This window comes from Streptomyces sp. CA189, from assembly GCF_056428985.1.
On the sequence record NZ_JBWJVM010000093.1, the window covers coordinates 1 to 20,611 of the forward strand.

Consider the following 20,611-nt stretch of genomic DNA (forward strand, 5'->3'; position numbering starts at 1 on the left):
CGAAGCCTTCAAAAGGTCATCGACCCGCACGTACAGTGCAGTTGCGAGGGTGTCTATCTCGGTCGTCACAAACTGAGAGTGGGCACCCTCGCGTCCGTACAGCTACCCCTTGGAATCAATCATCTAGGCCGTGCGGCGCCCGCCCGAAAGCCCTCCACGGATGTCGCAGGCTGCTGCTAGCCTGCGGCGACTTATCTCGTGCATACACCCCCCACGTCAGCCGTGGCGGCCCCGTGTGCCCAAAATCCCTGGGGGGATTTCTCCATGAGCCAGCAGTCCCAGCCGCCCGCACCCGACGCCTCGACCCCCGCGGGCCCCGCGAGCGACACCACCGCCGCCCCGGCCGACTACCGCTACCCGGGCCCGTCCGGCGCCGACTTCCTGCAGGCCCAGGCCCCGGCCCCGGCGCGCCCCGCCAACGTGGGCCTCGGGATCGCCGCGGCCGTGGGCGCCGCCCTGGTCACCGCCGCCGTCTACGGCACGATCATCGGCCTGACCGAGTACCAGATCGGCTTCGCGGCCGTCGCCGTCGGCGCCGCTGTCGGCTTCGCCGCCGGCAAGCTCGGCGGGGCCAACCCCCTCCTGCCGGTGCTCAGCGCCGTGCTCTCGCTGGCCGCCGTGTTCGCGGGCCAGATCCTCGGCATCGCCATGATCGGTGCGGACGAGCTCGGCGTGGGCACCCTCGACGTGCTCGACCTCGGCACTTCCCTGCTCGTCGACGCCTGGAAGGAAACCGCGGGCCCGATGACGTACCTCTTCCTCGCCCTCGGCGGTTACACCGCCTTCCAGTCGGCCCGCAAGGCCGCCTGACCCCTGGCCCGTACCCCGGCACGCCTGAGGCCCGGCTTCCCACAGGGGGAGCCGGGCCTCAGGCGGTGCGGGACGGGCCTCAGCGGCGGTGCTGGGAGTCCGCGACGGTGACCTCGACCCGCTGGAACTCCTTGAGCTCGCTGTAGCCGGTGGTGGCCATCGAGCGGCGCAGCGCGCCGAAGATGTTCATCGAGCCGTCCGGGGAGTGCGACGGGCCGGTGAGGATCTCCTCGGTGGTGCCGACCGTGCCGAGGTCGACCTTCTTGCCGCGCGGCACGTCCTCGTGGACGGCCTCCATGCCCCAGTGGTTGCCCTTGCCGGGCGCGTCGGTGGCACGGGCCAGCGGGGAGCCCATCATCACGGCGTCGGCGCCGCAGGCGACGGCCTTCGGGATGTCGCCGGACCAGCCCACGCCGCCGTCGGCGATGACGTGCACGTAGCGGCCGCCGGACTCGTCCATGTAGTCGCGGCGGGCCGCGGCCACGTCGGCGACGGCGGTGGCCATCGGGACCTGGATGCCCAGCACGTTGCGCGTGGTGTGCGCGGCGCCGCCGCCGAAGCCGACCAGGACGCCGGCCGCGCCGGTCCGCATCAGGTGCAGGGCCGCGGTGTAGGTGGCGCAGCCGCCCACGATGACCGGGACGTCGAGCTCGTAGATGAACTGCTTGAGGTTCAGCGGCTCCGCGGCGCCGGAGACGTGCTCCGCCGACACGGTGGTGCCGCGGATCACGAAGATGTCCACGCCCGCGTCGACGACGGCCTTGGAGAACTCGGCCGTGCGCTGCGGGGAGAGCGCGGCGGCGGTGACGACGCCGGAGTCGCGCACCTCCTTGATGCGCTGACGGATCAGGTCCGCCTGGATGGGGGCGGAGTAGATCTCCTGGAGACGGCGGGTGGCGGACTCCTCGTCCAGCTCCGCGATCTCGTCGAGCAGCGGCTGCGGGTCCTCGTACCGGGTCCACAGGCCTTCGAGGTTCAGCACGCCGAGGCCGCCGAGCTCGCCGATGCGGATGGCGGTCTGCGGGGAGACGACCGAGTCCATGGGGGCGGCCAGGAACGGGAGCTCGAAGCGGTAGGCGTCGATCTGCCAGGCGATCGAGACCTCCTTCGGGTCCCGGGTACGGCGGCTGGGGACGATGGCGATGTCATCGAACGCGTACGCCCGGCGGCCGCGCTTGCCGCGCCCGATCTCGATCTCAGTCACGTGTGGTGGCCTTTCCTCTGGGTCTGCCCGTCCAGTATCCCCGAACCCCGGCGCGCCGCGTTCCGGTGACCGCTGTACGGACGCACCCGCCCGGCACGCAGGAGGGGCGGGCCCGTACGGGCCCGCCCCTCCTGAGCTGCTCGGATCAGCCCTTGCGGCTGTAGTTCGGCGCCTCGACGGTCATCTGGATGTCGTGCGGGTGGCTCTCCTTGAGCCCCGCCGAGGTGATGCGGACGAACCGGCCCCGGTCCTGGAGCTCCGGCACCGTGCGGCCGCCGACGTAGAACATCGACTGGCGCAGGCCGCCGACGAGCTGGTGCACGACCGCGGAGAGCGGGCCGCGGTACGGGACCTGGCCCTCGATGCCCTCGGGGATGAGCTTGTCGTCGCCGCCCACGCCCTCCTGGAAGTAGCGGTCCTTGGAGAAGGACTTGCGGTCACCGCGGGACTGCATCGCGCCGAGCGAGCCCATGCCGCGGTACGACTTGAACTGCTTGCCGTTGATGAACAGCAGCTCGCCCGGGGACTCCTCGCAGCCCGCGAGCAGCGAGCCGAGCATCACCGTGTCGGCGCCCGCGACGAGCGCCTTCGCGATGTCGCCGGAGTACTGCAGGCCGCCGTCGCCGATGACCGGCACACCGGCCGCCTTGGCGGCCAGCGAGGCCTCGTAGATCGCGGTGACCTGCGGAACGCCGATGCCGGCGACGACGCGGGTGGTGCAGATGGAGCCGGGGCCGACGCCGACCTTGATGCCGTCGCAGCCGGCGTCGATGAGGGCCTGGGCGCCGTCGCGGGTGGCGATGTTGCCGCCGATGACATCGACCGTCGAGTTCGACTTGATCTTGGAGACCATGTCGCCGACGAGGCGGGAGTGGCCGTGGGCGGTGTCGACGACGATGAAGTCGGCGCCCGCCTCGATCAGGGCCTGGGCCCGCTCGTACGCGTCGCCCGCGACACCGACGGCCGCGCCGACGAGCAGCCGGCCGTCCTTGTCCTTGGCGGCGTTCGGGTACTTCTCGGCCTTGACGAAGTCCTTGACCGTGATGAGGCCCTTGAGGTGGCCGGACTCGTCGACGAGCGGCAACTTCTCGATCTTGTGGCGGCGCAGCAGCTCCATGGCGTCCACGCCGGAGATGCCCACCTTGCCCGTGACCAGCGGCATCGGGGTCATGACCTCGCGCACCTGGCGGCTGCGGTCCGACTCGAAGGCCATGTCGCGGTTGGTGACGATGCCGAGCAGCTTGCCCGCCGGGTCGGTGACCGGGACGCCGGAGATCCGGAACTTGGCGCAGAGCTCGTCGGCCTCGCGCAGGGTCGCGTCGGGGTGCACCGTGATCGGGTCGGTGACCATGCCGGACTCGGAGCGCTTGACCAGGTCCACCTGGTTGGCCTGGTCGGCGATGGAGAGGTTGCGGTGCAGAACGCCGACGCCGCCCTGGCGGGCCATCGCGATGGCCATCCGGGCCTCGGTGACCTTGTCCATGGCGGCGGAGAGCAGCGGGACGTTCACGCGGACGTTGCGGGAGATGAGCGAGGACGTGTCGATGGCGTCCGGGGACATGTCCGAGGACCCGGGGAGCAGCAGCACATCGTCATACGTGAGGCCGAGCGTGGCGAATTTGTCGGGCACTCCGTCGGCGTTCACAGTCATGACACCTTCCAAGATGGTCTTGCTCAGCGCGGATGTCCATGCTAACGGGATCCCGACGCGTCTCATTCCACGACCAAGATCAAGGGCAAGGTTCGTAGCTTCCTACGGGAAAAAACCCGTACGGCCTACTGTTCGGCGAGCGCACGGAGCCGGCTCAGCGCCCGGTGCTGGGCGACGCGCACCGCCCCGGGGGACATTCCGAGCATCTGCCCGGTCTCTTCGGCGGTGAGCCCGACGGCCACGCGCAGGACGAGGAGCTCGCGCTGGTTCTCCGGAAGGTTGGCGAGCAGCTTCTTGGCCCAGGCGGCGTCGCTGCTCAGCAGCGCCCGCTCCTCGGGGCCCAGGGAGTCGTCGGGCCGTTCCGGCATCTCGTCGGAGGGCACGGCCGTACTGCCCGGATGGCGCATGGCGGCCCGCTGCAGATCGGCGACCTTGTGCGCGGCGATGGCGAAGACGAAGGCCTCGAAGGGGCGCCCGGTGTCGCGGTAGCGCGGCAGCGCCATCAGGACGGCGACGCAGACCTCCTGCGCCAGGTCCTCGACGAAGTGACGAGCGTCACCCGGAAGTCGCGACAGGCGGGAGCGGCAGTACCGGATGGCCAGGGGGTGCACGAAGGCGAGCAGATCGTGGGTGGCCTGCTCGTCGCCCTCGACCGCACGGCGTACGAGCGCGCTGACGGTACCGTCGCCGCTGTTCCTGGAGGCGCCGCTGCCGCCTGTGGTCGCGGGTGACCCCGGGGCCTCGTCGTCGCGCATCAATCCATGGTGCCTTGGTGCCGGAGCATTCGCGGCACTGCGGCCCGTGTTGTACGTCGAAGCGTTATGCGTCGACGGGTTGTGCGGGGTGGGTGCACCGGAACTCATGCTCTGGGCCCTCCCCTCCCGCTCGGCCGAATCGTCCCCGCGGCGACATCTCCGGGATGCGCCACACCCTCAAGCATGCGGCATCGCGCCCGAAGCGACACGTCCCCCGGATTGTGCACCGTCAATCCCCGGTGCGCACCCGGGTGCGGCGGATCGGACGGCGCGAGATTCCGGAGGGCGGCCGGGACCGAGTGACCCGGGCCGGCGGGGGTACCGACCCGCCCGCGGCACCGCCGGCCGGTGAGGGCCGGCGGTCGCGCGGTCAGCGGACCAGGCCCCAGCGGAACCCGAGCGCCACGGCGTGCGCCCGGTCGGACGCACCCAGCTTCTTGAACAGCCGGCGGGCGTGCGTCTTGACCGTGTCCTCGGAGAGGAAGAGCTCGCGCCCGATCTCCGCGTTGGACCGGCCGTGGCTCATGCCCTCCAGCACCTGGATCTCCCGCGCGGTGAGCGTGGGCGCGGCGCCCATCTCGGCCGAGCGGAGCCGGCGCGGGGCCAGCCTCCAGGTCGGGTCGGCGAGGGCCTGGGTGACCGTGGCCCGCAGTTCGGCGCGCGAGGCGTCCTTGTGCAGGTACCCCCGGGCGCCGGCGGCGACCGCGAGGGCCACGCCGTCCAGGTCTTCGGCGACCGTCAGCATGATGATGCGGGCGCCGGGGTCGGCCGAGAGCAGCCGGCGAACCGTCTCCACACCGCCGAGCCCGGGCATCCGTACATCCATCAGAATCAGGTCGGAGCGGTCGGCACCCCAGCGGCGGAGGACTTCCTCGCCGTTGGCAGCCGTCGTCACACGCTCGACGCCGGGCACGGTGGCAACCGCGCGACGGAGCGCCTCTCGGGCAAGCGGGGAGTCGTCGCAGACGAGGACGGATGTCATGACCGCCCTCCGCAGCTGCTGATGCGCGTCACCTTGAGCCTCCAGGCTGGTACGTATCGTCACCTGTGCGGTCGATGCCCCCGGACACCTGTCCGAGAACTTCTTGGTTCAACCGCCTTCGCACTCTCAACGATGGTCACTCGAAAGAGTTACGGGTCGGACGGACACGTTCGGCACTCTACGTGAGGAAGCGAACACAAGGCAGGAGCCACTCGCCGCGTGTCCTCCATCTGGCGTTATGCCCTATTTGGCGGCTTTCCTTCCGTTTGGCGCATGTCTGAGGCTAGATTCCCAATGAGTCATATTTACATCTACTACGACAGTAGGTGTGGAGACATGGACCGTATCCGCCTCAGTACCGGCACCAAGAGGACTACCAATGGCAGATTTCTCCCGCCTCCCCGGACCGAACGCCGACCTCTGGGACTGGCAGCTGCTGGCTGCCTGTCGCGGGGTCGACAGCTCCCTCTTCTTCCACCCGGAAGGTGAGCGGGGCGCGGCCAGGAGCGCGCGCGAGGCCTCGGCTAAAGAGGTCTGCATGCGATGCCCGGTGCGTTCGGAATGCGCCGCGCACGCACTCGCCGTCCGCGAGCCCTACGGGGTGTGGGGCGGCCTCACCGAGGACGAACGCGAAGAACTGATGGGCCGCGCCCGCCATCGCCTGATCCCGGCGACGAGCGCGATCGGACCGAGCACGCCGATCGCTCCGCACTGAGCGGGCTTCACACGAAACGACCGAAGGAACGTTTCCTCGAATCATCGGCACACGCAGCACCGGCACACGCAGCATCGGCACGCACGGGCGTGTCGCGTACCGGACCGGGCTGCCACCCGACCGGCCGTACCTCCGTACGGTCCTTCGCGTGGCGGCCCCGTCCGGCGGCGGAACGCCGGTGCCGACGGGCCGGGTGGCCGGACCGTCAGCGCCGGGCGGCCCGCTCCAGCTGGGCCAGGGTCGCGGCCACCGCCGGGACCCGGGCCAGGTCGGGCAGGGTCAGCGCGACGACCTCCCGCTCGACGGCCGGTTCCACGACGAGGGTGCTCACGCCCTTGGCCCGTACGGACTCCACCGCGAGCTCCGGCAGCACCGCGACCCCGAGCCCGGCCCCGACCAGGCCGACCACGGCCGGGTAGTCGTCGGTGGCGAAGTCGATGCGCGGGGTGAAGCCGACGGCCTCGCACACCTCCACCAGATGGCGGCGGCAGCGCGGACAGCCCGCGATCCAGGGCTCGTCGGCCAGCTCCGCCATGCCCACCCGCTCCGCGCCCGCGAGCCGGTGCCCCTCGGGCACCAGTCCGACGAGCCGGTCGGTCAGCAGCGGCCGGACCACGAGGTCCTCCCACTCGGCCGCCGGCCCGGAGGCGCCGCCGTAGCGGAAGGCCAGCGCGAGATCGCAGTCGCCCTCGCGCAGCATCTCCACCGAGCGCGGCGGCTCCGCCTCGACCAGCGAGATCCGGGTCCCGGGATGCTCGGCGCGCATCGCCGCGAGCGCGGTCGGCACCAGGGTGGAACTGCCGCTCGGGAAGGAGACCAGCCGGACGCGCCCGGCCCGCAGCCCGGCGATGGCCGCGACCTCCTCCTCGGCGGCCGTCAGACCGGCGAGGATTCCGGCGGCGTGCCGGACCAGCGCCTCACCCGCCTGGGTGAGGCGCATTTCGCGCCCGGTGCGGATCAGCAGCGGGGTACCGGCGGACTGCTCCAGCGCCTTCATCTGCTGGGATACGGCCGGCTGGGTGCAGCCGAGCTCGCGGGCGGCGGCGGAGAAGGACCCGGTTCCGGCGACAGCGCGCAGAACTCGGAGATGGCGTGCCTCGATCACCCTTCGAGCATAAGGGGTGCTTTGATGTCGGCGCGAATATTCACCAGCCACTTTGGGGCGGCTCGGTTAGCGTGGAGCCATGCATCTGATCTCCGTGAACCTCGGCCGCGCGACGGCCGTCGACTACACCGACGCCGAGGACGGGCTGACCGGTCACGGCAAGATCCCCGCACCGGGCCCCGTACGGGTCTTCGCGCCGGGCCCCAAGGGAGTCGGCGCGAGCGGCGTCGAGGGGGACGACGTCTGCAACCTGCGCCATCACGGCGGGGACCACCAGGCCGTGTACGCGTACGCCCGCGAGGACCTGGAGTGGTGGGAGGGCGAGCTCGGCCGCGAACTGCCCGGCGGGATCTTCGGCGAGAACTTCACCACCTCCGGCCTCGACGTGAACGGCGCGCTGCTCGGCGAGCGCTGGCGGGTCGGCCCCGACCTGCTCCTGGAGGTGGCCTCGGCCCGCATCCCGTGCCGGACCTTCCAGGGGATGCTCGACGAGAAGGCCTGGGTCAAGCGGTTCACCCGGGAGGCCCGGCCGGGCGCCTACCTGCGGGTCCTGCGGGAGGGCTCGGTCTCCCCCGGCGACCCCATCGAGGTCGTGCACCGCCCGGACCACGAGGTCACGGTGGAGTTCTGGTTCCGCGCCTTCACCACCGACCGGGATCTGCTGCCGCGCACGCTGGCGGCGGGCGACGCCCTGGAGCCGGAGGCCCGGGACAAGGCGCTGGCCCACGTGGAGAAGTACGGGAAGCGGGGCGACTAGGTTGCGCCTATGACGACTGCGTTGATTACGGGATCCACGGCGGGCATCGGCGCCGCCTTCGCCCGGCGGCTCGCCGCCCAGGGGCACAACCTCGTCCTGGTAGCCCGGGACACCAAGCGGCTCGGCGAGCAGGCCACCGAGCTGCACGACCGGCACGGCATCGAGGCCGAGGTGCTGACCGCCGACCTCTCCACCGAGGAGGGCATCACGGCGGTCGAGGAGCGCCTCGCCGACCGCAAGCACCCGGTGGACCTGCTGGTGAACAACGCGGGCTTCGGCAACAAGGGCCGCTACCTCGAAGTCTCCATGGCCGACGAGCTCACCATGCTGAAGGTCCACATCGAGGCCGTGCTGCGGCTGACCTCGGCGGCGGTGGAGCCGATGCGCTCGCGCGGACGCGGCGGCGTGATCAACGTGGCCTCGGTGGCCGCCTTCCTGCCGCGCGGGACCTACGGGGCGAGCAAGGCCTGGGTCGTGCAGTTCACCCAGGGCGCGGCCAAGGACCTGGCCGGCTCGGGCGTACGGCTGATGGCGCTGTGCCCGGGCTTCGTGCGCACCGAGTTCCACGAGCGGGCCGGCATGGGCACGGACAACATCCCCGGCTGGATGTGGCTCGACGCCGACAAGCTGGTGGCGGCGGCCCTGGCCGACCTGGCGCGGGGCAAGACGGTGTCGATCCCGGACCCGCGGTACAAGGCGCTGATGGGCGTGGTGAAGCTGACCCCGCGGGGGCTGCTGGGCGGGGTGTCCTCGCGTACGGGGCGCAAGTACGGGCCCCAGTAGCGGCCCCAGTAGCCGGGCCGTGGCGACCCGTGGGTAAACGCGGCATATGGGTGAAATCTCCCTAGACTGGATGTGTCCCATCCAGCGCGGGAGGCGACGCGATGACATTCGTACAAGTGATCGACTATGAGACCAAGCGCTTCGACGAGATGAACAGTCTCATCGACCGCTATGCCGAGCAGACCGCCGGCAAGCGCACGGTCACCCACACCCTCATCGGCAAGGACCGCGACTCCAAGACCCACTACGTGGACCTCGTCGAATTCCCCTCGTACGAAGAGGCCATGAGGAACTCTCAGCTCCCGGAGACCGACCGGATGTTCCAGGAGATGGTGGCGCTCTGCGACGGAATGCCGAAGTTCATGAACCTCGACGTGGTCCGCGACGAGTACCTCAACAAGCTCGTCGTGAACCGCTTCTTCGAGGAGGTCCTGAGCAAGGGCAACTTCGACGCCGTCGAGGACTGCATCGCGGCCGACTACACCACTCACGACATCATGGAGAGCGCCGGCGAGGGCAACGGCCGCGAGGGCATCCGCAAGACCGTCGGCATGTGGCGGGGCGCCTTCGACATGAGCATCGACATGACGCGTCAGATCGCCGAAGGCGACTGCGTCACCACGCTGTGGGACTGGAAGGGCACCCACAAGGGCGAGTTCATGGGGGTCGCGCCGACGGGCAAGGAATTCAGCATGTCGGGCTGTACGACCTGCCGGATCGAGAACGGCCAGATCGCCGAGGACTGGTGGTACTACGACGCCCCGGGCCTGATGCGCCAGATGGGCATGATGCCCGGATAACAGACGGTGAAGCAGAACGGGAAAGCCCCGGTCACCACCGCTTGGCAGCGGTGACCGGGGCTTTGCCGTGCTACTTGTGCCTACTCGTGCTTACTGACGAGGTCAGTGGCTGTGGCCGTGGCCACCGTGGCCGTGACCGGCGTCGCCCTCGTCGTCGGCCGGCTTCTCGACGACCAGGGTCTCGGTCGTGAGCAGCAGGGACGCGATGGAAGCGGCGTTCTCCAGCGCGGAGCGGGTGACCTTGACCGGGTCGATGACGCCGGCCTTGACCAGGTCGCCGTACTCGCCGGTGGCGGCGTTGAAGCCCTGGCCCTTGTCGAGCTCGGCGACCTTCGCGGTGATGACGTAGCCCTCGAGGCCGGCGTTCTCGGCGATCCAGCGCAGCGGCTCGACGGCGGCGCGGCGCACGACCGCGACACCGGTGGCCTCGTCGCCCGACAGGCCGAGGTTGCCTTCCAGCACCTTCACGGCGTGGACGAGGGCGGAGCCACCGCCGGAGACGATGCCCTCCTCGACCGCGGCGCGGGTCGCCGAGATGGCGTCCTCGAGACGGTGCTTCTTCTCCTTGAGCTCCACCTCGGTGGCGGCGCCGACCTTGATGACGCAGACGCCGCCGGCGAGCTTCGCCAGGCGCTCCTGCAGCTTCTCGCGGTCCCAGTCCGAGTCGGTCGACTCGATCTCGGCCTTGATCTGGTTGACGCGGCCGAGGACCTCGTCGGAGGAGCCGCCACCGTCGACGATGGTGGTGCTGTCCTTGGAGATCGTGACGCGGCGGGCGGAGCCCAGTACGTCCAGACCGGCCTGGTCGAGCTTGAGGCCGACCTCCTCGGCGATGACGGTGGCACCGGTGAGGGTGGCCATGTCCTGGAGCATCGCCTTGCGGCGGTCACCGAAGCCGGGCGCCTTGACGGCGACGGCGTTGAAGGTGCCACGGATCTTGTTGACGACGAGGGTGGAGAGCGCCTCGCCCTCGACGTCCTCGGCGATGATCAGGAGCGGCTTGGAGGCGCCGGCCTGGATGACCTTCTCGAGCAGCGGCAGGAGGTCCTGGATGGAGGAGATCTTGCCCTGGTTGATCAGGATGTACGGGTCATCGAGGATGGCCTCCATACGCTCCTGGTCGGAGACCATGTACGGGGACAGGTAGCCCTTGTCGAAGGCCATGCCCTCGGTGAACTCGAGCTCCAGGCCGAAGGCGTTGGACTCCTCGACGGTGATGACACCGTCCTTGCCGACCTTGTCCATCGCCTCGGCGATGAGGTCGCCGACCTGCTGGTCCTGCGCGGAGAGCGCGGCCACGGCGGCGATGTCGGACTTGTCCTCGATCGGACGGGCGGTCGCGAGGAGCTCCTCGGACACGGCCTTGACGGCGGCGTCGATGCCCTTCTTCAGGGCGGCCGGGGAAGCACCCGCGGCGACGTTGCGCAGACCCTCGCGGACCAGCGCCTGCGCCAGGACGGTGGCGGTGGTGGTGCCGTCGCCCGCGACGTCGTTGGTCTTGGTCGCGACCTCCTTGACGAGCTGCGCGCCAAGGTTCTCGTACGGGTCGTCGAGCTCGACCTCACGCGCGATGGTGACACCGTCGTTCGTGATGGTGGGAGCGCCGAACTTCTTGTCGATGACGACGTTGCGGCCCTTGGGGCCGATCGTCACCTTGACGGTGTCGGCAAGCTTGTTGACGCCACGCTCAAGGGCGCGACGGGCGTCCTCGTCAAACTTGAGAATCTTCGGCATGGGAGCGGTTCAGCCCTCTCGTTGCTATCCCCGGCCGCTCACCGCGACCGCCTGTCTAGAACGAACTACGCCCCTCGCCGCCCGGCATCAGCAGGGGTGACCAGGGGCGTAGCTCAAAGCAAAACTGGAGAAGTGATTACTTCTCGACGATCGCGAGCACGTCGCGGGCCGAGAGGACGAGGTACTCCTCGCCGTTGTACTTCACTTCGGTGCCGCCGTACTTGGAGTACAGGACGACGTCGCCGACGGTGACGTCCAGCGGGAGACGCTGGCCGTCCTCGAAGCGACCCGGGCCAACCGCGAGGACGACGCCCTCCTGGGGCTTCTCCTTCGCGGTGTCCGGGATGACCAGGCCGGAGGCCGTGGTCTGCTCGGCGTCGAGCGGCTGGACCACAATGCGGTCCTCAAGCGGCTTGATGGCAACCTTGGAGCTGGTGGTCGTCACGATCTGACCTCCCCCTTCGGAGATCCGGGGTTAACTGTCTGAGGTGGCGACCAGGTCGATCCGTCGTCGCGGGTGCCGGATCTGCCTGTCGCTGTGTTGGCACTCACCAGGGGCGAGTGCCAGACGCGAGACTATTCCGGGGATTAGCACTCGGTCAAGCGGAGTGCCAATACGCGCCGCTGGTTTCGCAGCCGGGGCCGCCTGGGCGCGCCCCGGATCCCGCACCCTCGGGGTGCCCCCGAACCCCCGTTCCACGCGCGCCGCCGCTGCCGGGGACCAGTCCCCGGACCCCTGCGCCTCAAACGCCGGCGAGGCTGAAATTGCCCTACGGGCAATCCAGCCCGCCAGGGTGCGCTGCGCGCACACGCGGGCCGACACCGGCCCAAATCCAGCCCCGCCGGCGTTTGAGGCGCGGGGTCTGGGGCGGGCCCCAGGAGGGTCCGGGCAGCGCCCGGGGAACGGGCGAAGGGCGGGTAGGGGACTTCGCCCCGCAGGGCGGACCAGCCGCACCCGCCCACCGGCCCCACGTCGGGACGGCGGTGGCGAGCACTCCGACCGGCCACCGCCGGACGGAGTTCGGCGCAGCGGGGCGAAGCCCGGGAGGCCCGCCAGGGCCGAGCGGTGCAAGCTCCGCGTCAAGAAGGTGTGGTGCCCGGTATGTGAGGCTTGGGGCATGCGGATCCTGGTCGTCGAAGACGAAGTCAGCCTCGCCGATGCACTGCGGCGCGGCCTCTCCGCCGACGGCCACTGGATCGACCTCGCCCACGACGGCCACCGCGGGCTGGACCTGGCCCTCACCGGAGGCCCGTACGACGTGGTCCTCCTCGACCTGATGCTCCCCGGCCTCTCGGGCTACGAGATCTGCACCCGGATGCGGTCCCACGGCGTCGCCACCCCCGTGCTGATGCTGACCGCCAAGGACGGCGAGTACGACGAGGCCGAGGGCCTGGACTCGGGCGCCGACGACTACCTGACGAAACCGTTCTCCTTCGTCGTCCTCGCCGCCCGCCTCCGCGCCCTCACCCGCCGCACCGCCGCCGGCGAGGCCCGGCCCGCCGTCCTGCAGGCCGGCGACCTCGTCCTCGACGCCCCCGGCCGCCGCTGCCGCCGCGGCTCGCACGAGATCGAGCTGACCGCCCGCGAGCTCGGCGTCCTGGGCTGCCTGATGGAGCAGCCCGGCCGGGCCGTCGCCAAGCAGGACATCCTCGACGAGGTCTGGGACACCCCGCACGGCATCGACCCGAACATCGTCGAGGTGTACGTCTCCTCGCTCCGCCGGAAGATCGACGCCCCCTTCGGCCGCCGCTCGATCCTCACCGTGCACGGCACCGGCTACCGGATGGCCCCCGACGGTGGCTGATCCCGGACGCAGACGCGGACCCGGGCCCCGCCCCCGGCCCCGCCGCCTCGGCGGCCTCCGCGCCCGCGCCGCCGCGGCCGCCGCCCTCGCGATGGCCGCCGTCCTGGCCGCCGGCGGGCTGTGGCTCTACACCCTCCTGCGCGCCAACCTCATCGAGAACACCACCGGCCGCACCGAGCTCGCCGCCCGCAAGGTGGCCGCCCAGTACGACACCGGGAGCCTCCCGGCCGGCGGCCGGCTGCCCGCGCCCGAGGGCGGGGTCGACCTGGTCCTCGTACGGAACGCGGCCGGCACGGTCGTGGCCACCAGCGGGGACCTGAAGGACACGCCGGAGCTCACGGAGCTGAGCCCCGCCCCCGGCCGGGACGTGCGGTCGGCCGTCCTGCCGCCCGCGCGCCCCGGCGCACAGCGGCGCGTGGTGGTCACCGTGGACGCACCCGGCCCGCCGGGGGCGCACGACCCGCACACCGTCTACGCCGCGACCGTGCTCGGCGACGTCGACGACGCCAACCGGGCCGTCGCGCTCGGCCTGCTGGCCGGCGCGCCCCCGCTGATCGCCTTCTCGGCGCTGCTGGCCTGGTGGGTGACGGGCCACGCGCTGCGCCCCGTCACCGCGATCCGCACCGGGCTGGCGGCGGTCACCGGGAGCGAGCTGGACCGGCGGGTCCCGGACCCGGGCGGCGCCGACGAGATCGCGCAGCTGGCCCGGGCGGTCAACGACACGCTCGACCGGCTGGAGCGCAGCGATGCCCGGCAGCGGCAGTTCACCGCCGACGCCTCGCACGAGCTGCGCAACCCCCTCGCGGCCGTCCGGTCCCGGCTGGAGGTGGCGCTGCGGGACCCCGACCGGGAGTCGGTGGCGGCCGCACTGGCGGATACCGAGCGGCTGCAGGCCATCGCGGCCGATCTGCTCCTGCTGGCCCGGCTGGACGGCGGGCCCGCGCCGCGCACCGAGCCGGTGGACCTCGCGCTGCTGGCCGCCGAGGACGCGGCGCGGCGCCCGGAGCCCCGGGTCCCGCTACGGCTGGACGCCCGGGTTCCCGTACCGGCGGCCGGGGATCCGGCGCGGCTGGAGCGGGCGCTGGCCAACCTGGTGGACAACGCCCTGCGGTACGCCCGTACCGGGGTGGTGGTCCGGGCCTCGGCCGAGGACGGCTGGGCGCTGCTGGAGGTTGCGGACGACGGGCCGGGCATCCCGGAGGCGGACCGGGACCGGGTCTTCGAGCGGTTCGTACGGCTGGACGCGGACCGGGGCCGGGCCGGCGGCGGCACCGGACTGGGGCTGGCCATCGCCCGGGAGATCGCCCGGGCGCACGGCGGCGAGGTCCGCGCGCTCCCGGCGCCCGGCGGGGGCGCCCGGATGGTGCTGCGCGTGCCCGCCTCGGCCCGATTCGGCCGCGCCGGCCCCTGAAGGCGCCTTCAGGACCCTCAGGGTTCCTTCAGCAGCGCTCCCCCAGCATCGACAGGCATGAGCGCCCACCGCAGGAAGACCCGGGAACAAAAGCCACCGATGCCCGCGTCCCGCAGGCGCAGGCTCGCCCGCACCCTGCTGGCGTCCGGCTGCGCCCTGGTGGTGCTCGCGGGGGCGACCGCCTGGTACCTGTACGACGACCTCGCCTCCAGCATCGGCAGTTCCAAGGCGCTGGAAGGCGCCGAGAAGTCGAAGTCCGGCGACGTGAACATCCTGCTGATGGGTCTGGACAGCCGCCGGGACCAGAACGGCGACGACCTCCCGCCGGCGGTCCTCGACAAGCTGCACGCGGGCGCGAGCTCCGAAGTCGGCGGCTACAACACCAACACCCTGATCCTGGTGCACGTCCCCGGCGACGGGGGCAGGGCGAAGGCCTTCTCGGTGCCCCGCGACGACTTCGTGGAGCTGCACGGCGTGCCCGGGTTCACCGGCAAGGCCAAGATCAAGGAGGCCTACGGGCGGGCGAAGGCCAAGGTCGAGGACCAGCTCGCCGCCCAGGGGGTCAAGGACCGGCGCCGGCTGGAGCGCGAGGGCCGCGAGGCGGGGCGCAAGGCGGAGCTGGAGACGGTGCGCACCTTCCTGGGCGTGCCGATCGACCACTTCGCCGAGCTGAACCTGGCCGGTTTCTACCATCTCGCGGGGGCGCTGGGCGGCGTACCGGTGTGCCTGAACAAGCCGGTGAAGGACGGTTACTCGGGGGCCGACTTCCGGGCGGGGCGGCAGACGCTCGACGGGCAGCAGTCGCTGGCCTTCGTACGGCAGCGGCACGGCCTGGCCATGGGCGACCTGGACCGGACGAAGCGGCAGCAGGCGTTCCTGGCGGGGGCCACGTACAAGCTGAACCAGGCCGGGACCTTCACCGATCCGGTGAAGCTGATGAAGCTGATCGACTCGGCGAAGCAGGACGTCGTCACCGATCAGGGGTGGGACCTGCTGTCGTTCGTGAAGCAGGCGAAGAACCTGTCCGGGGGCAACGTGGAGTTTGTGACCCTTCCCATCGAGGGCTTCGACAGGAACCACGGCGCCGAAATAAACGTCGTAGATGATATGAATATAAAGCGGTTCATAGCCGAGCGGATCGGGCCCGGGGCCACTGCGAGCCCGAGCGCGCCTGGCGCCGCTCCCTCCTCACCGGGCACGCCCTCCACACCGCAGGGCTCCGCCCCGGGCTCCCCGAAGGGCTCCGCGAACTCCGCGCCGGCCCCCGCGCCCGCACCGTCCCGGAGCAGCAGCGGCACCCCCGCCATCGATGGCGGCGGCGTCCCGTGCGTGGACTGAAACCCCTGACCTCGGCGGGCGCGCGCCGCCGCACGGAAGCACTGCTGCTCGTCCTCGTCCTCGCCGTGACCATTTCCGGCCACATCAGCGCCGGCCTGGCGATGAACGACGAGCTCCCGGCCGGCCTCACCGGCTTCGTGGTCAGCATGACGCTGCTCGCGCTGGTGGGGCACCTGGCCGTGCGCCGGTTCGCGGCGTACGCGGATCCGCTGATCTTCCCGCTCGCCCTGCTGCTGACCGGGCTGGGGCTGGTGCTGCTGCACCGCCTCGACCAGGGGTACCTGGACCGGTACAACTCTCCGGCGGTGGCGCCCGGCCAGCTGATGTGGACGGTGGTCGGTGTCGCGGCCTGCATCGCGGTGCTGGGGCTGCTGCGCGACCACCGGCTGCTCCAGCGGTTCATCTACATCACGATGGTCGTGGCGCTGGTGGCGCTGATCGCGCCCGCCTTCTTCGGCGCGGACACCTACGGGGCGAAGCGCTGGATCAAGTTCGGCGGGCTCTCGGTGCAGCCCGGCGAGTTCGTGAAGATCATGATCGCGGTGTTCTTCGCGGGCTACCTGGTGATCCACCGGGACTCGCTGGCCCTGTCGGGCCGCAAGTTCCTGGGCATGCGGCTGCCGCCGATGCGCCAGCTGGGCCCCCTCATCACGGTGTGGATCATCTCGCTGCTCGTGCTGGTCTTCGAGCGCGACCTCGGCACCTCGCTGATCTTCTTCGGCGTCTTCGTGGTCATGCTCTACGTGGCCACGGAACGCACGAGCTGGATCGTCTGCGGCCTGGTCCTCGCCTCGGCGGGCGCCTTCGTGGTGGGCATGACGGAACCGCACGTCAAGGCCCGCGTGGCCGCCTGGCTGAACCCGCTGTCGTACTACTGGAAGGACCGGCCGCCGGGCGTCATCTCGGACCAGTCGGCGCAGGCGCTGTTCAGCTTCGGCACGGGCGGGATCTCCGGCACGGGCCTCGGCATGGGCCATCCCGAGCTGATCAAGTTCGCGGGCCGCAGCGACTTCATCCTGACGACGGTGGGCGAGGAGCTCGGCCTGGCCGGGGTCATGGCCGTCCTGATCCTCTACGCGCTCCTCGTGCAGCGCGGGCTGCGGATGGCGCTGGGCGCCCGCGACCCCTTCGGCAAGCTGCTGGCGGTGGGCCTCTCGTCGGCCCTGGCGCTCCAGGTCTTCGTGGTGGCGGGCGGCGTCACGGGGCTGATCCCGCTGACGGGCAAGGCCCTGCCCTTCCTGGCCGCGGGCGGCTCGTCCCTCCTGGCCAACTGGATCATGATCGCCCTGCTGCTGCGCATCTCCGACAGCACCGAACGACAACGCGAGGCGGACGCCCGGGGCCCGGCGGAAACGACGATCACGCCGCAGGCCGGGCCCGAACTCCACCCCGCCGCGCCTTACAGATAGTCCTCCAGGCGGCCGATCCGGTAGCCCTGCTCCTGTATCCGCCGGAGCATCCGGGTCGTCATCTCGGTCTCCGTCGTGCCCTTCAGCTCGGAGGGGCCGCGGAAGTGGGCCAGGATGATGTCACCCGGCTTGAGGGCGGAGCCCTCGGCGTACTGGAAGTTGTTGATCTGCATCGACACGCGCCACAGGAGGAGCTGGGATATCCCGCACGCGTGCGCGGCCCTGTGGGTGTCGTCGTTGTGGTTGCCGTACGGCGGCCGGAAGAGCGTCGGCCGCTTGCCGAAGCGCGTCTCCAGGCGGTCCTGCTGCCCGCATATCTCCTTCTTCTGTGCCTCGAAGGACAGGGTCCGGAGATTCGGGTGCGTCAGGGTGTGGTTGTTTATCGTGCTGTCGGAGCCGTTGTCGCGGAGCTCTTCGAAGTGGCCGTAGTCCGACGAGGCGATGTCGTCCGTCAGGAACATGCTGATCGGCAGCTTCAGATCGGCCGCCATCTTCAGGAACTCGGGGCTCTTCTCCGCGCCGTCGTCGAACGTCAGGAAGACGACCTTGTCGTCCGCCGGGACGGGTATTCGGTCGACGACCTGGACCCGGCCCGCCCCGGCCGGCGGGATCTGGGGTTTGACGGCCGGCTTGGGCGCGTACTGGAGGGGGCCGCTGAGGCCCCACTTCTTGTACGCCTCGTCCGCCGCGGCCGTCGATCCCTTGGCCACGGCGGAGGGGGAGGCCGCCCCCGAGGGCGACGGAGTCGCCCTGGCCTCCGTGGTCTTGCGCCCCAGCCGCTCGATGGGGTCCACGCTGTCCCCGCACCCCGTCAGGGACAGCGCGAGCGCGCCGGCCGTCAGCGTTCCGGCTGTGAACCGGCGCGCGTGCTTCACCTGTTTTCTCCCAGGACGCCCTGGCCTTCAGGCCGGGGATGGATGGGTTCTTGGGGCGGAGGCGTGGAGCGCCGGAGGTCGGTTCGCATCTGATCTGGCCCGCTCTTTCGGTTGTTGTCAGTGGCCGGGGTTAGGTTGTTGGGATGGTGACGACAGCGTTGGTGGGGGATACCGGGCATGCCCGGTGGGCCTTCCGCGTGCGCGTGTCGTCTACCGCGCTCGCCGCCTTGACGGCGGAGTGGGACCGGTGCCGGTGGATCTGGAACGAGTCCTGCGCGAAGTCGAAGCAGACGCACCTGTGGAACAAGGGCCGGCCCGAGGGGACGGACAAGCGGACCTGCGGCCCGGCGCAGCTCGACAAGATGCTGACCGAAGCCCGCGCCCGGAACGCCTGGCTGCGGGACGGGTCCTCGGTTGTGCAGCAGCAGTTGATCCGGGATTTCGGGAAGTCCCGCGCCAAGGCGCAGAAGGACATCAACGACCGGCTCCCGGTGCGGCAGCGGGCCGGTATGCCGAAGTGGAAGAAGAAGCGGGAATCGCTGCCGTCCCTCAACTACACCAAGCGCGGTTTTCGGTTGAAGGATGGCCGCCTGTACCTGGCGGGCGGGATCGCCCTGACGGTGGTGTGGTCGCGGAACCTTCCGGCCGATCCGTCCAGCGTGCGCGTGTATCAGGACAGTCTCGGGCACTGGTACTGCTCGTTCGTCGTCCCCGCCGAGGTCGAGCCGCTTGCGAAGACCGGCGCGGTGATCGGTATCGACTGGGGCGTGAAGGAGACCGCGACCACCACCAGCGACGACCACGACCTGCCGCATGCCGAGCACGGCAAGAAGGCCGCCGCCGGCCTCGCGCGCTATCAGCGGATGATGGCCCGCCGGAAACCGGCGAAGGGCAAGCCCGGGTCGAAGGGCTATCAGGCGGCGAAGAAGCAAGTCGCGAAGCTGCACAAGAAGGTGGCCCGGCAACGCCAGGACACCGGCCGCAAGTGGGCCAAGGCCGTCGTCCGCGACCATGACGCCCTGGCGGTTGAGGACTTCCGCCCGAAGTTCCTCGCCAAGTCCACCATGGCCCGCAAGGCTGCCGACGCGGCGATCTCCGCGATGAAGACGGCCCTTGTCCAGATGGGCCGCAAGCACGGCCGGACCGTGCACCTTGTCCACCCCGCGCACACCACCATGGACTGCGCACAATGCGGAGCGAGAACCAAGCACGCACTACCTCTCTCGGAACGAACCTACACCTGCACCGCGTGCGGAGCCGTGTCCCCCAGGGACAAGAACTCCGCACACGTCATGCTGGTCCGGGCTGGTCTCAACCCGGCTGGTGCTGAGGGCACAAGACCACCTGGGGCACTGCCCCAAGTGGCTGCCTGAGCCAGAAATCCCCGATCAGCCCTGGAGAGTGAGGAATCCTCTCCTCTTCCAGGGAGGGGAGGACTCAAAAGTAATCCTCCAAGCGGGCCACGGCATAACCCTTGTCCGTGACGGTCTTCATGACGTGACGGATCATGTCAGTCATGCTGCCCTTCCAGTCCTCCTTGCCCCGGAAGTGCGTGAGGATGATGTCGCCGGGGTGCAGGTCCTTGTCCCACTCCCGCCAGTCCATCCGGTTCGGGAAGGCCTCCTCGTTCCACAGCGGAACGGCCTTGATCCCGCAGGACTTGGCCGCGCGCAGCGTGTCCTCGTTGTAGTTCCCGTAGGGCGGCCGGAAGAGCGTCGGCCGCTTGCCGAACGTCTTCTCGATCGTGTCCTGCTGTCCGCAGATCTCCTGGCGCTGCTTCTCGTACGAGAGCGCCGGCATGTAGCGGTGGTTGAGCGTGTGGTTGTTCAGCGTGACGCCCGCCGCCTGCATCTCCTTGAAGTACGGGTAGTCGTCCCGGACCAGGTAGTCGCTCAGGAAGGCGGTGTACGGGAGTTTCAGTTCCTGCATCATCTTCAGGAACTCGGGGTCCTTCTCGGCCCCGTCGTCGATCGTCAGGAAGACGACCTTCTCCTCCGTGGGGACGGTGGTGAAGACGGGGGGCAGCTCGTCCTGGCCCTCGACCTCGAAGCCGTCGCGGGTGGTGATCTCCGGCTTCTCCTTGGGCGCTTGCGGAGCGACGAGCGGCGGCTTGGCCAGGCCCCACTTCTTCGCGGCGACCACCCTCGCCTGCTGGAGGGCCTTCAGCCTCTCGGCGTACGTGCCGAGCGCGCCGGCCGCGCCGGCCTGTTCGCCGGCGGCGCCCGCGGCGGCCTTCGCCTTGGCGGCCTTGTCCGGCGTTTCGGAGCCGCCGGCTCCGCACCCCGTGCCGAGTGCGGCGACGAGCAGTGCGGCCATCGCGGCCGTACCCAACCGGCCGCGCGCGACTGCCGCGATCCGGTGACCGTGTTGCGTCTTATCTTCCGTTTGTCGGACTAGCTGCATAGTTGGGCATCTTTACACCAGCGACGCACGCGCCCCGGCCGACACCGCGCAGGGAATCCGACCTTCCTCCGGGT

Annotated in this window: 19 protein-coding genes; 10 read left to right on the forward strand and 9 right to left on the reverse strand. The window is 70.6% G+C overall.

Annotated elements, in window-relative coordinates; translation table 11 throughout:
- Window positions 1–264: 264 nt before the first annotated feature.
- Complete coding sequence (locus AC061S_RS38855; protein ID WP_478690590.1) at window positions 265–810, forward strand: hypothetical protein; 546 nt, start codon at window positions 265–267, stop codon at window positions 808–810.
- A gap of 79 nt (window positions 811–889) precedes the next feature.
- On the opposite strand, the gene AC061S_RS38860 is transcribed toward AC061S_RS38855, so the two are convergent.
- From AC061S_RS38860 to AC061S_RS38875, 4 genes are all read right to left on the reverse strand, one after another.
- Window positions 890–2,014 (reverse strand): GuaB3 family IMP dehydrogenase-related protein, encoded by a 1,125-nt coding sequence (locus tag AC061S_RS38860; protein WP_030298287.1) that lies wholly within the window; start codon window positions 2,012–2,014, stop codon window positions 890–892.
- 145 nt (window positions 2,015–2,159) lie between these two features.
- The gene (guaB, locus tag AC061S_RS38865; protein ID WP_356507210.1) at window positions 2,160–3,665 is read right to left on the reverse strand and encodes an IMP dehydrogenase; all 1,506 of its coding nucleotides are present in this window, start codon (window positions 3,663–3,665) and stop codon (window positions 2,160–2,162) included.
- Between the two features lie 125 nt (window positions 3,666–3,790).
- A complete protein-coding gene (locus AC061S_RS38870; protein ID WP_254382456.1) occupies window positions 3,791–4,420 on the reverse strand; it encodes a sigma-70 family RNA polymerase sigma factor in 630 nt (209 codons plus the stop codon).
- Window positions 4,421–4,790: 370 nt separating this feature from the next.
- Window positions 4,791–5,402 (reverse strand): response regulator transcription factor, encoded by a 612-nt coding sequence (locus AC061S_RS38875; RefSeq protein WP_003948568.1) that lies wholly within the window; start codon window positions 5,400–5,402, stop codon window positions 4,791–4,793.
- Window positions 5,403–5,781: 379 nt separating this feature from the next.
- Here AC061S_RS38875 and AC061S_RS38880 point away from each other — a divergent pair, with 379 nt between their 5' ends.
- On the forward strand, window positions 5,782–6,117 hold the full coding sequence (locus AC061S_RS38880; protein ID WP_478690591.1) for a WhiB family transcriptional regulator: 336 nt from the start codon (window positions 5,782–5,784) through the stop codon (window positions 6,115–6,117).
- A gap of 205 nt (window positions 6,118–6,322) precedes the next feature.
- Here the strand turns inward: AC061S_RS38880 and AC061S_RS38885 are convergent, their stop codons facing one another.
- Window positions 6,323–7,222, reverse strand: a complete 900-nt coding sequence (locus AC061S_RS38885; protein ID WP_478690592.1) for a LysR family transcriptional regulator — start codon at window positions 7,220–7,222, stop codon at window positions 6,323–6,325.
- Between the two features lie 79 nt (window positions 7,223–7,301).
- Here AC061S_RS38885 and AC061S_RS38890 point away from each other — a divergent pair, with 79 nt between their 5' ends.
- The 3 genes from AC061S_RS38890 to AC061S_RS38900 all read left to right on the forward strand — a co-directional run bounded on the left by AC061S_RS38890 (window position 7,302) and on the right by AC061S_RS38900 (window position 9,562).
- A complete protein-coding gene (locus AC061S_RS38890; RefSeq protein ID WP_478690593.1) occupies window positions 7,302–7,979 on the forward strand; it encodes an MOSC domain-containing protein in 678 nt (225 codons plus the stop codon).
- A gap of 9 nt (window positions 7,980–7,988) precedes the next feature.
- Complete coding sequence (locus tag AC061S_RS38895) at window positions 7,989–8,762, forward strand: SDR family NAD(P)-dependent oxidoreductase (RefSeq protein ID WP_478690594.1); 774 nt, start codon at window positions 7,989–7,991, stop codon at window positions 8,760–8,762.
- A gap of 101 nt (window positions 8,763–8,863) precedes the next feature.
- Window positions 8,864–9,562 carry an ester cyclase gene (locus AC061S_RS38900; protein WP_478690595.1) on the forward strand — a complete coding sequence of 233 codons (699 nt, stop codon included), beginning with the start codon at window positions 8,864–8,866 and terminating at the stop codon, window positions 9,560–9,562.
- A gap of 102 nt (window positions 9,563–9,664) precedes the next feature.
- On the opposite strand, the gene groL is transcribed toward AC061S_RS38900, so the two are convergent.
- Window positions 9,665–11,296 (reverse strand): chaperonin GroEL, encoded by a 1,632-nt coding sequence (groL, locus tag AC061S_RS38905; RefSeq protein ID WP_478690596.1) that lies wholly within the window; start codon window positions 11,294–11,296, stop codon window positions 9,665–9,667.
- 136 nt (window positions 11,297–11,432) lie between these two features.
- Window positions 11,433–11,741 carry a co-chaperone GroES gene (groES, locus tag AC061S_RS38910; protein ID WP_008739621.1) on the reverse strand — a complete coding sequence of 103 codons (309 nt, stop codon included), beginning with the start codon at window positions 11,739–11,741 and terminating at the stop codon, window positions 11,433–11,435.
- A gap of 673 nt (window positions 11,742–12,414) precedes the next feature.
- On the opposite strand from groES, the gene AC061S_RS38915 reads away from it, so the two are divergent.
- The 4 genes from AC061S_RS38915 (at window position 12,415) to AC061S_RS38930 (ending at window position 17,259) form a co-directional block, all read left to right on the forward strand.
- Complete coding sequence (locus AC061S_RS38915) at window positions 12,415–13,101, forward strand: response regulator transcription factor (RefSeq protein ID WP_478690597.1); 687 nt, start codon at window positions 12,415–12,417, stop codon at window positions 13,099–13,101.
- Complete coding sequence (locus tag AC061S_RS38920) at window positions 13,094–14,512, forward strand: sensor histidine kinase (RefSeq protein WP_478690598.1); 1,419 nt, start codon at window positions 13,094–13,096, stop codon at window positions 14,510–14,512. The genes AC061S_RS38915 and AC061S_RS38920 overlap by 8 nt, the downstream gene beginning before the upstream one ends.
- A 99-nt stretch (window positions 14,513–14,611) precedes the next feature.
- Window positions 14,612–15,850 carry an LCP family protein gene (locus AC061S_RS38925; RefSeq protein ID WP_478690599.1) on the forward strand — a complete coding sequence of 413 codons (1,239 nt, stop codon included), beginning with the start codon at window positions 14,612–14,614 and terminating at the stop codon, window positions 15,848–15,850.
- Window positions 15,838–17,259 carry an FtsW/RodA/SpoVE family cell cycle protein gene (locus tag AC061S_RS38930; protein ID WP_478690600.1) on the forward strand — a complete coding sequence of 474 codons (1,422 nt, stop codon included), beginning with the start codon at window positions 15,838–15,840 and terminating at the stop codon, window positions 17,257–17,259. The genes AC061S_RS38925 and AC061S_RS38930 overlap by 13 nt, the downstream gene beginning before the upstream one ends.
- Here AC061S_RS38930 and AC061S_RS38935 read toward each other — a convergent pair.
- Window positions 17,250–18,134, reverse strand: coding sequence for a polysaccharide deacetylase family protein (locus AC061S_RS38935; RefSeq protein ID WP_478690601.1), 885 nt, complete (start codon window positions 18,132–18,134; stop codon window positions 17,250–17,252). The genes AC061S_RS38930 and AC061S_RS38935 overlap by 10 nt on opposite strands.
- Before the next feature lie 143 nt (window positions 18,135–18,277).
- Here AC061S_RS38935 and AC061S_RS38940 point away from each other — a divergent pair, with 143 nt between their 5' ends.
- Window positions 18,278–19,507 carry an RNA-guided endonuclease InsQ/TnpB family protein gene (locus tag AC061S_RS38940; protein ID WP_478690602.1) on the forward strand — a complete coding sequence of 410 codons (1,230 nt, stop codon included), beginning with the start codon at window positions 18,278–18,280 and terminating at the stop codon, window positions 19,505–19,507.
- 64 nt (window positions 19,508–19,571) lie between these two features.
- Here AC061S_RS38940 and AC061S_RS38945 read toward each other — a convergent pair whose 3' ends face one another.
- Complete coding sequence (locus AC061S_RS38945) at window positions 19,572–20,537, reverse strand: polysaccharide deacetylase family protein (RefSeq protein ID WP_478690603.1); 966 nt, start codon at window positions 20,535–20,537, stop codon at window positions 19,572–19,574.
- Window positions 20,538–20,611: the final 74 nt, after the last annotated feature.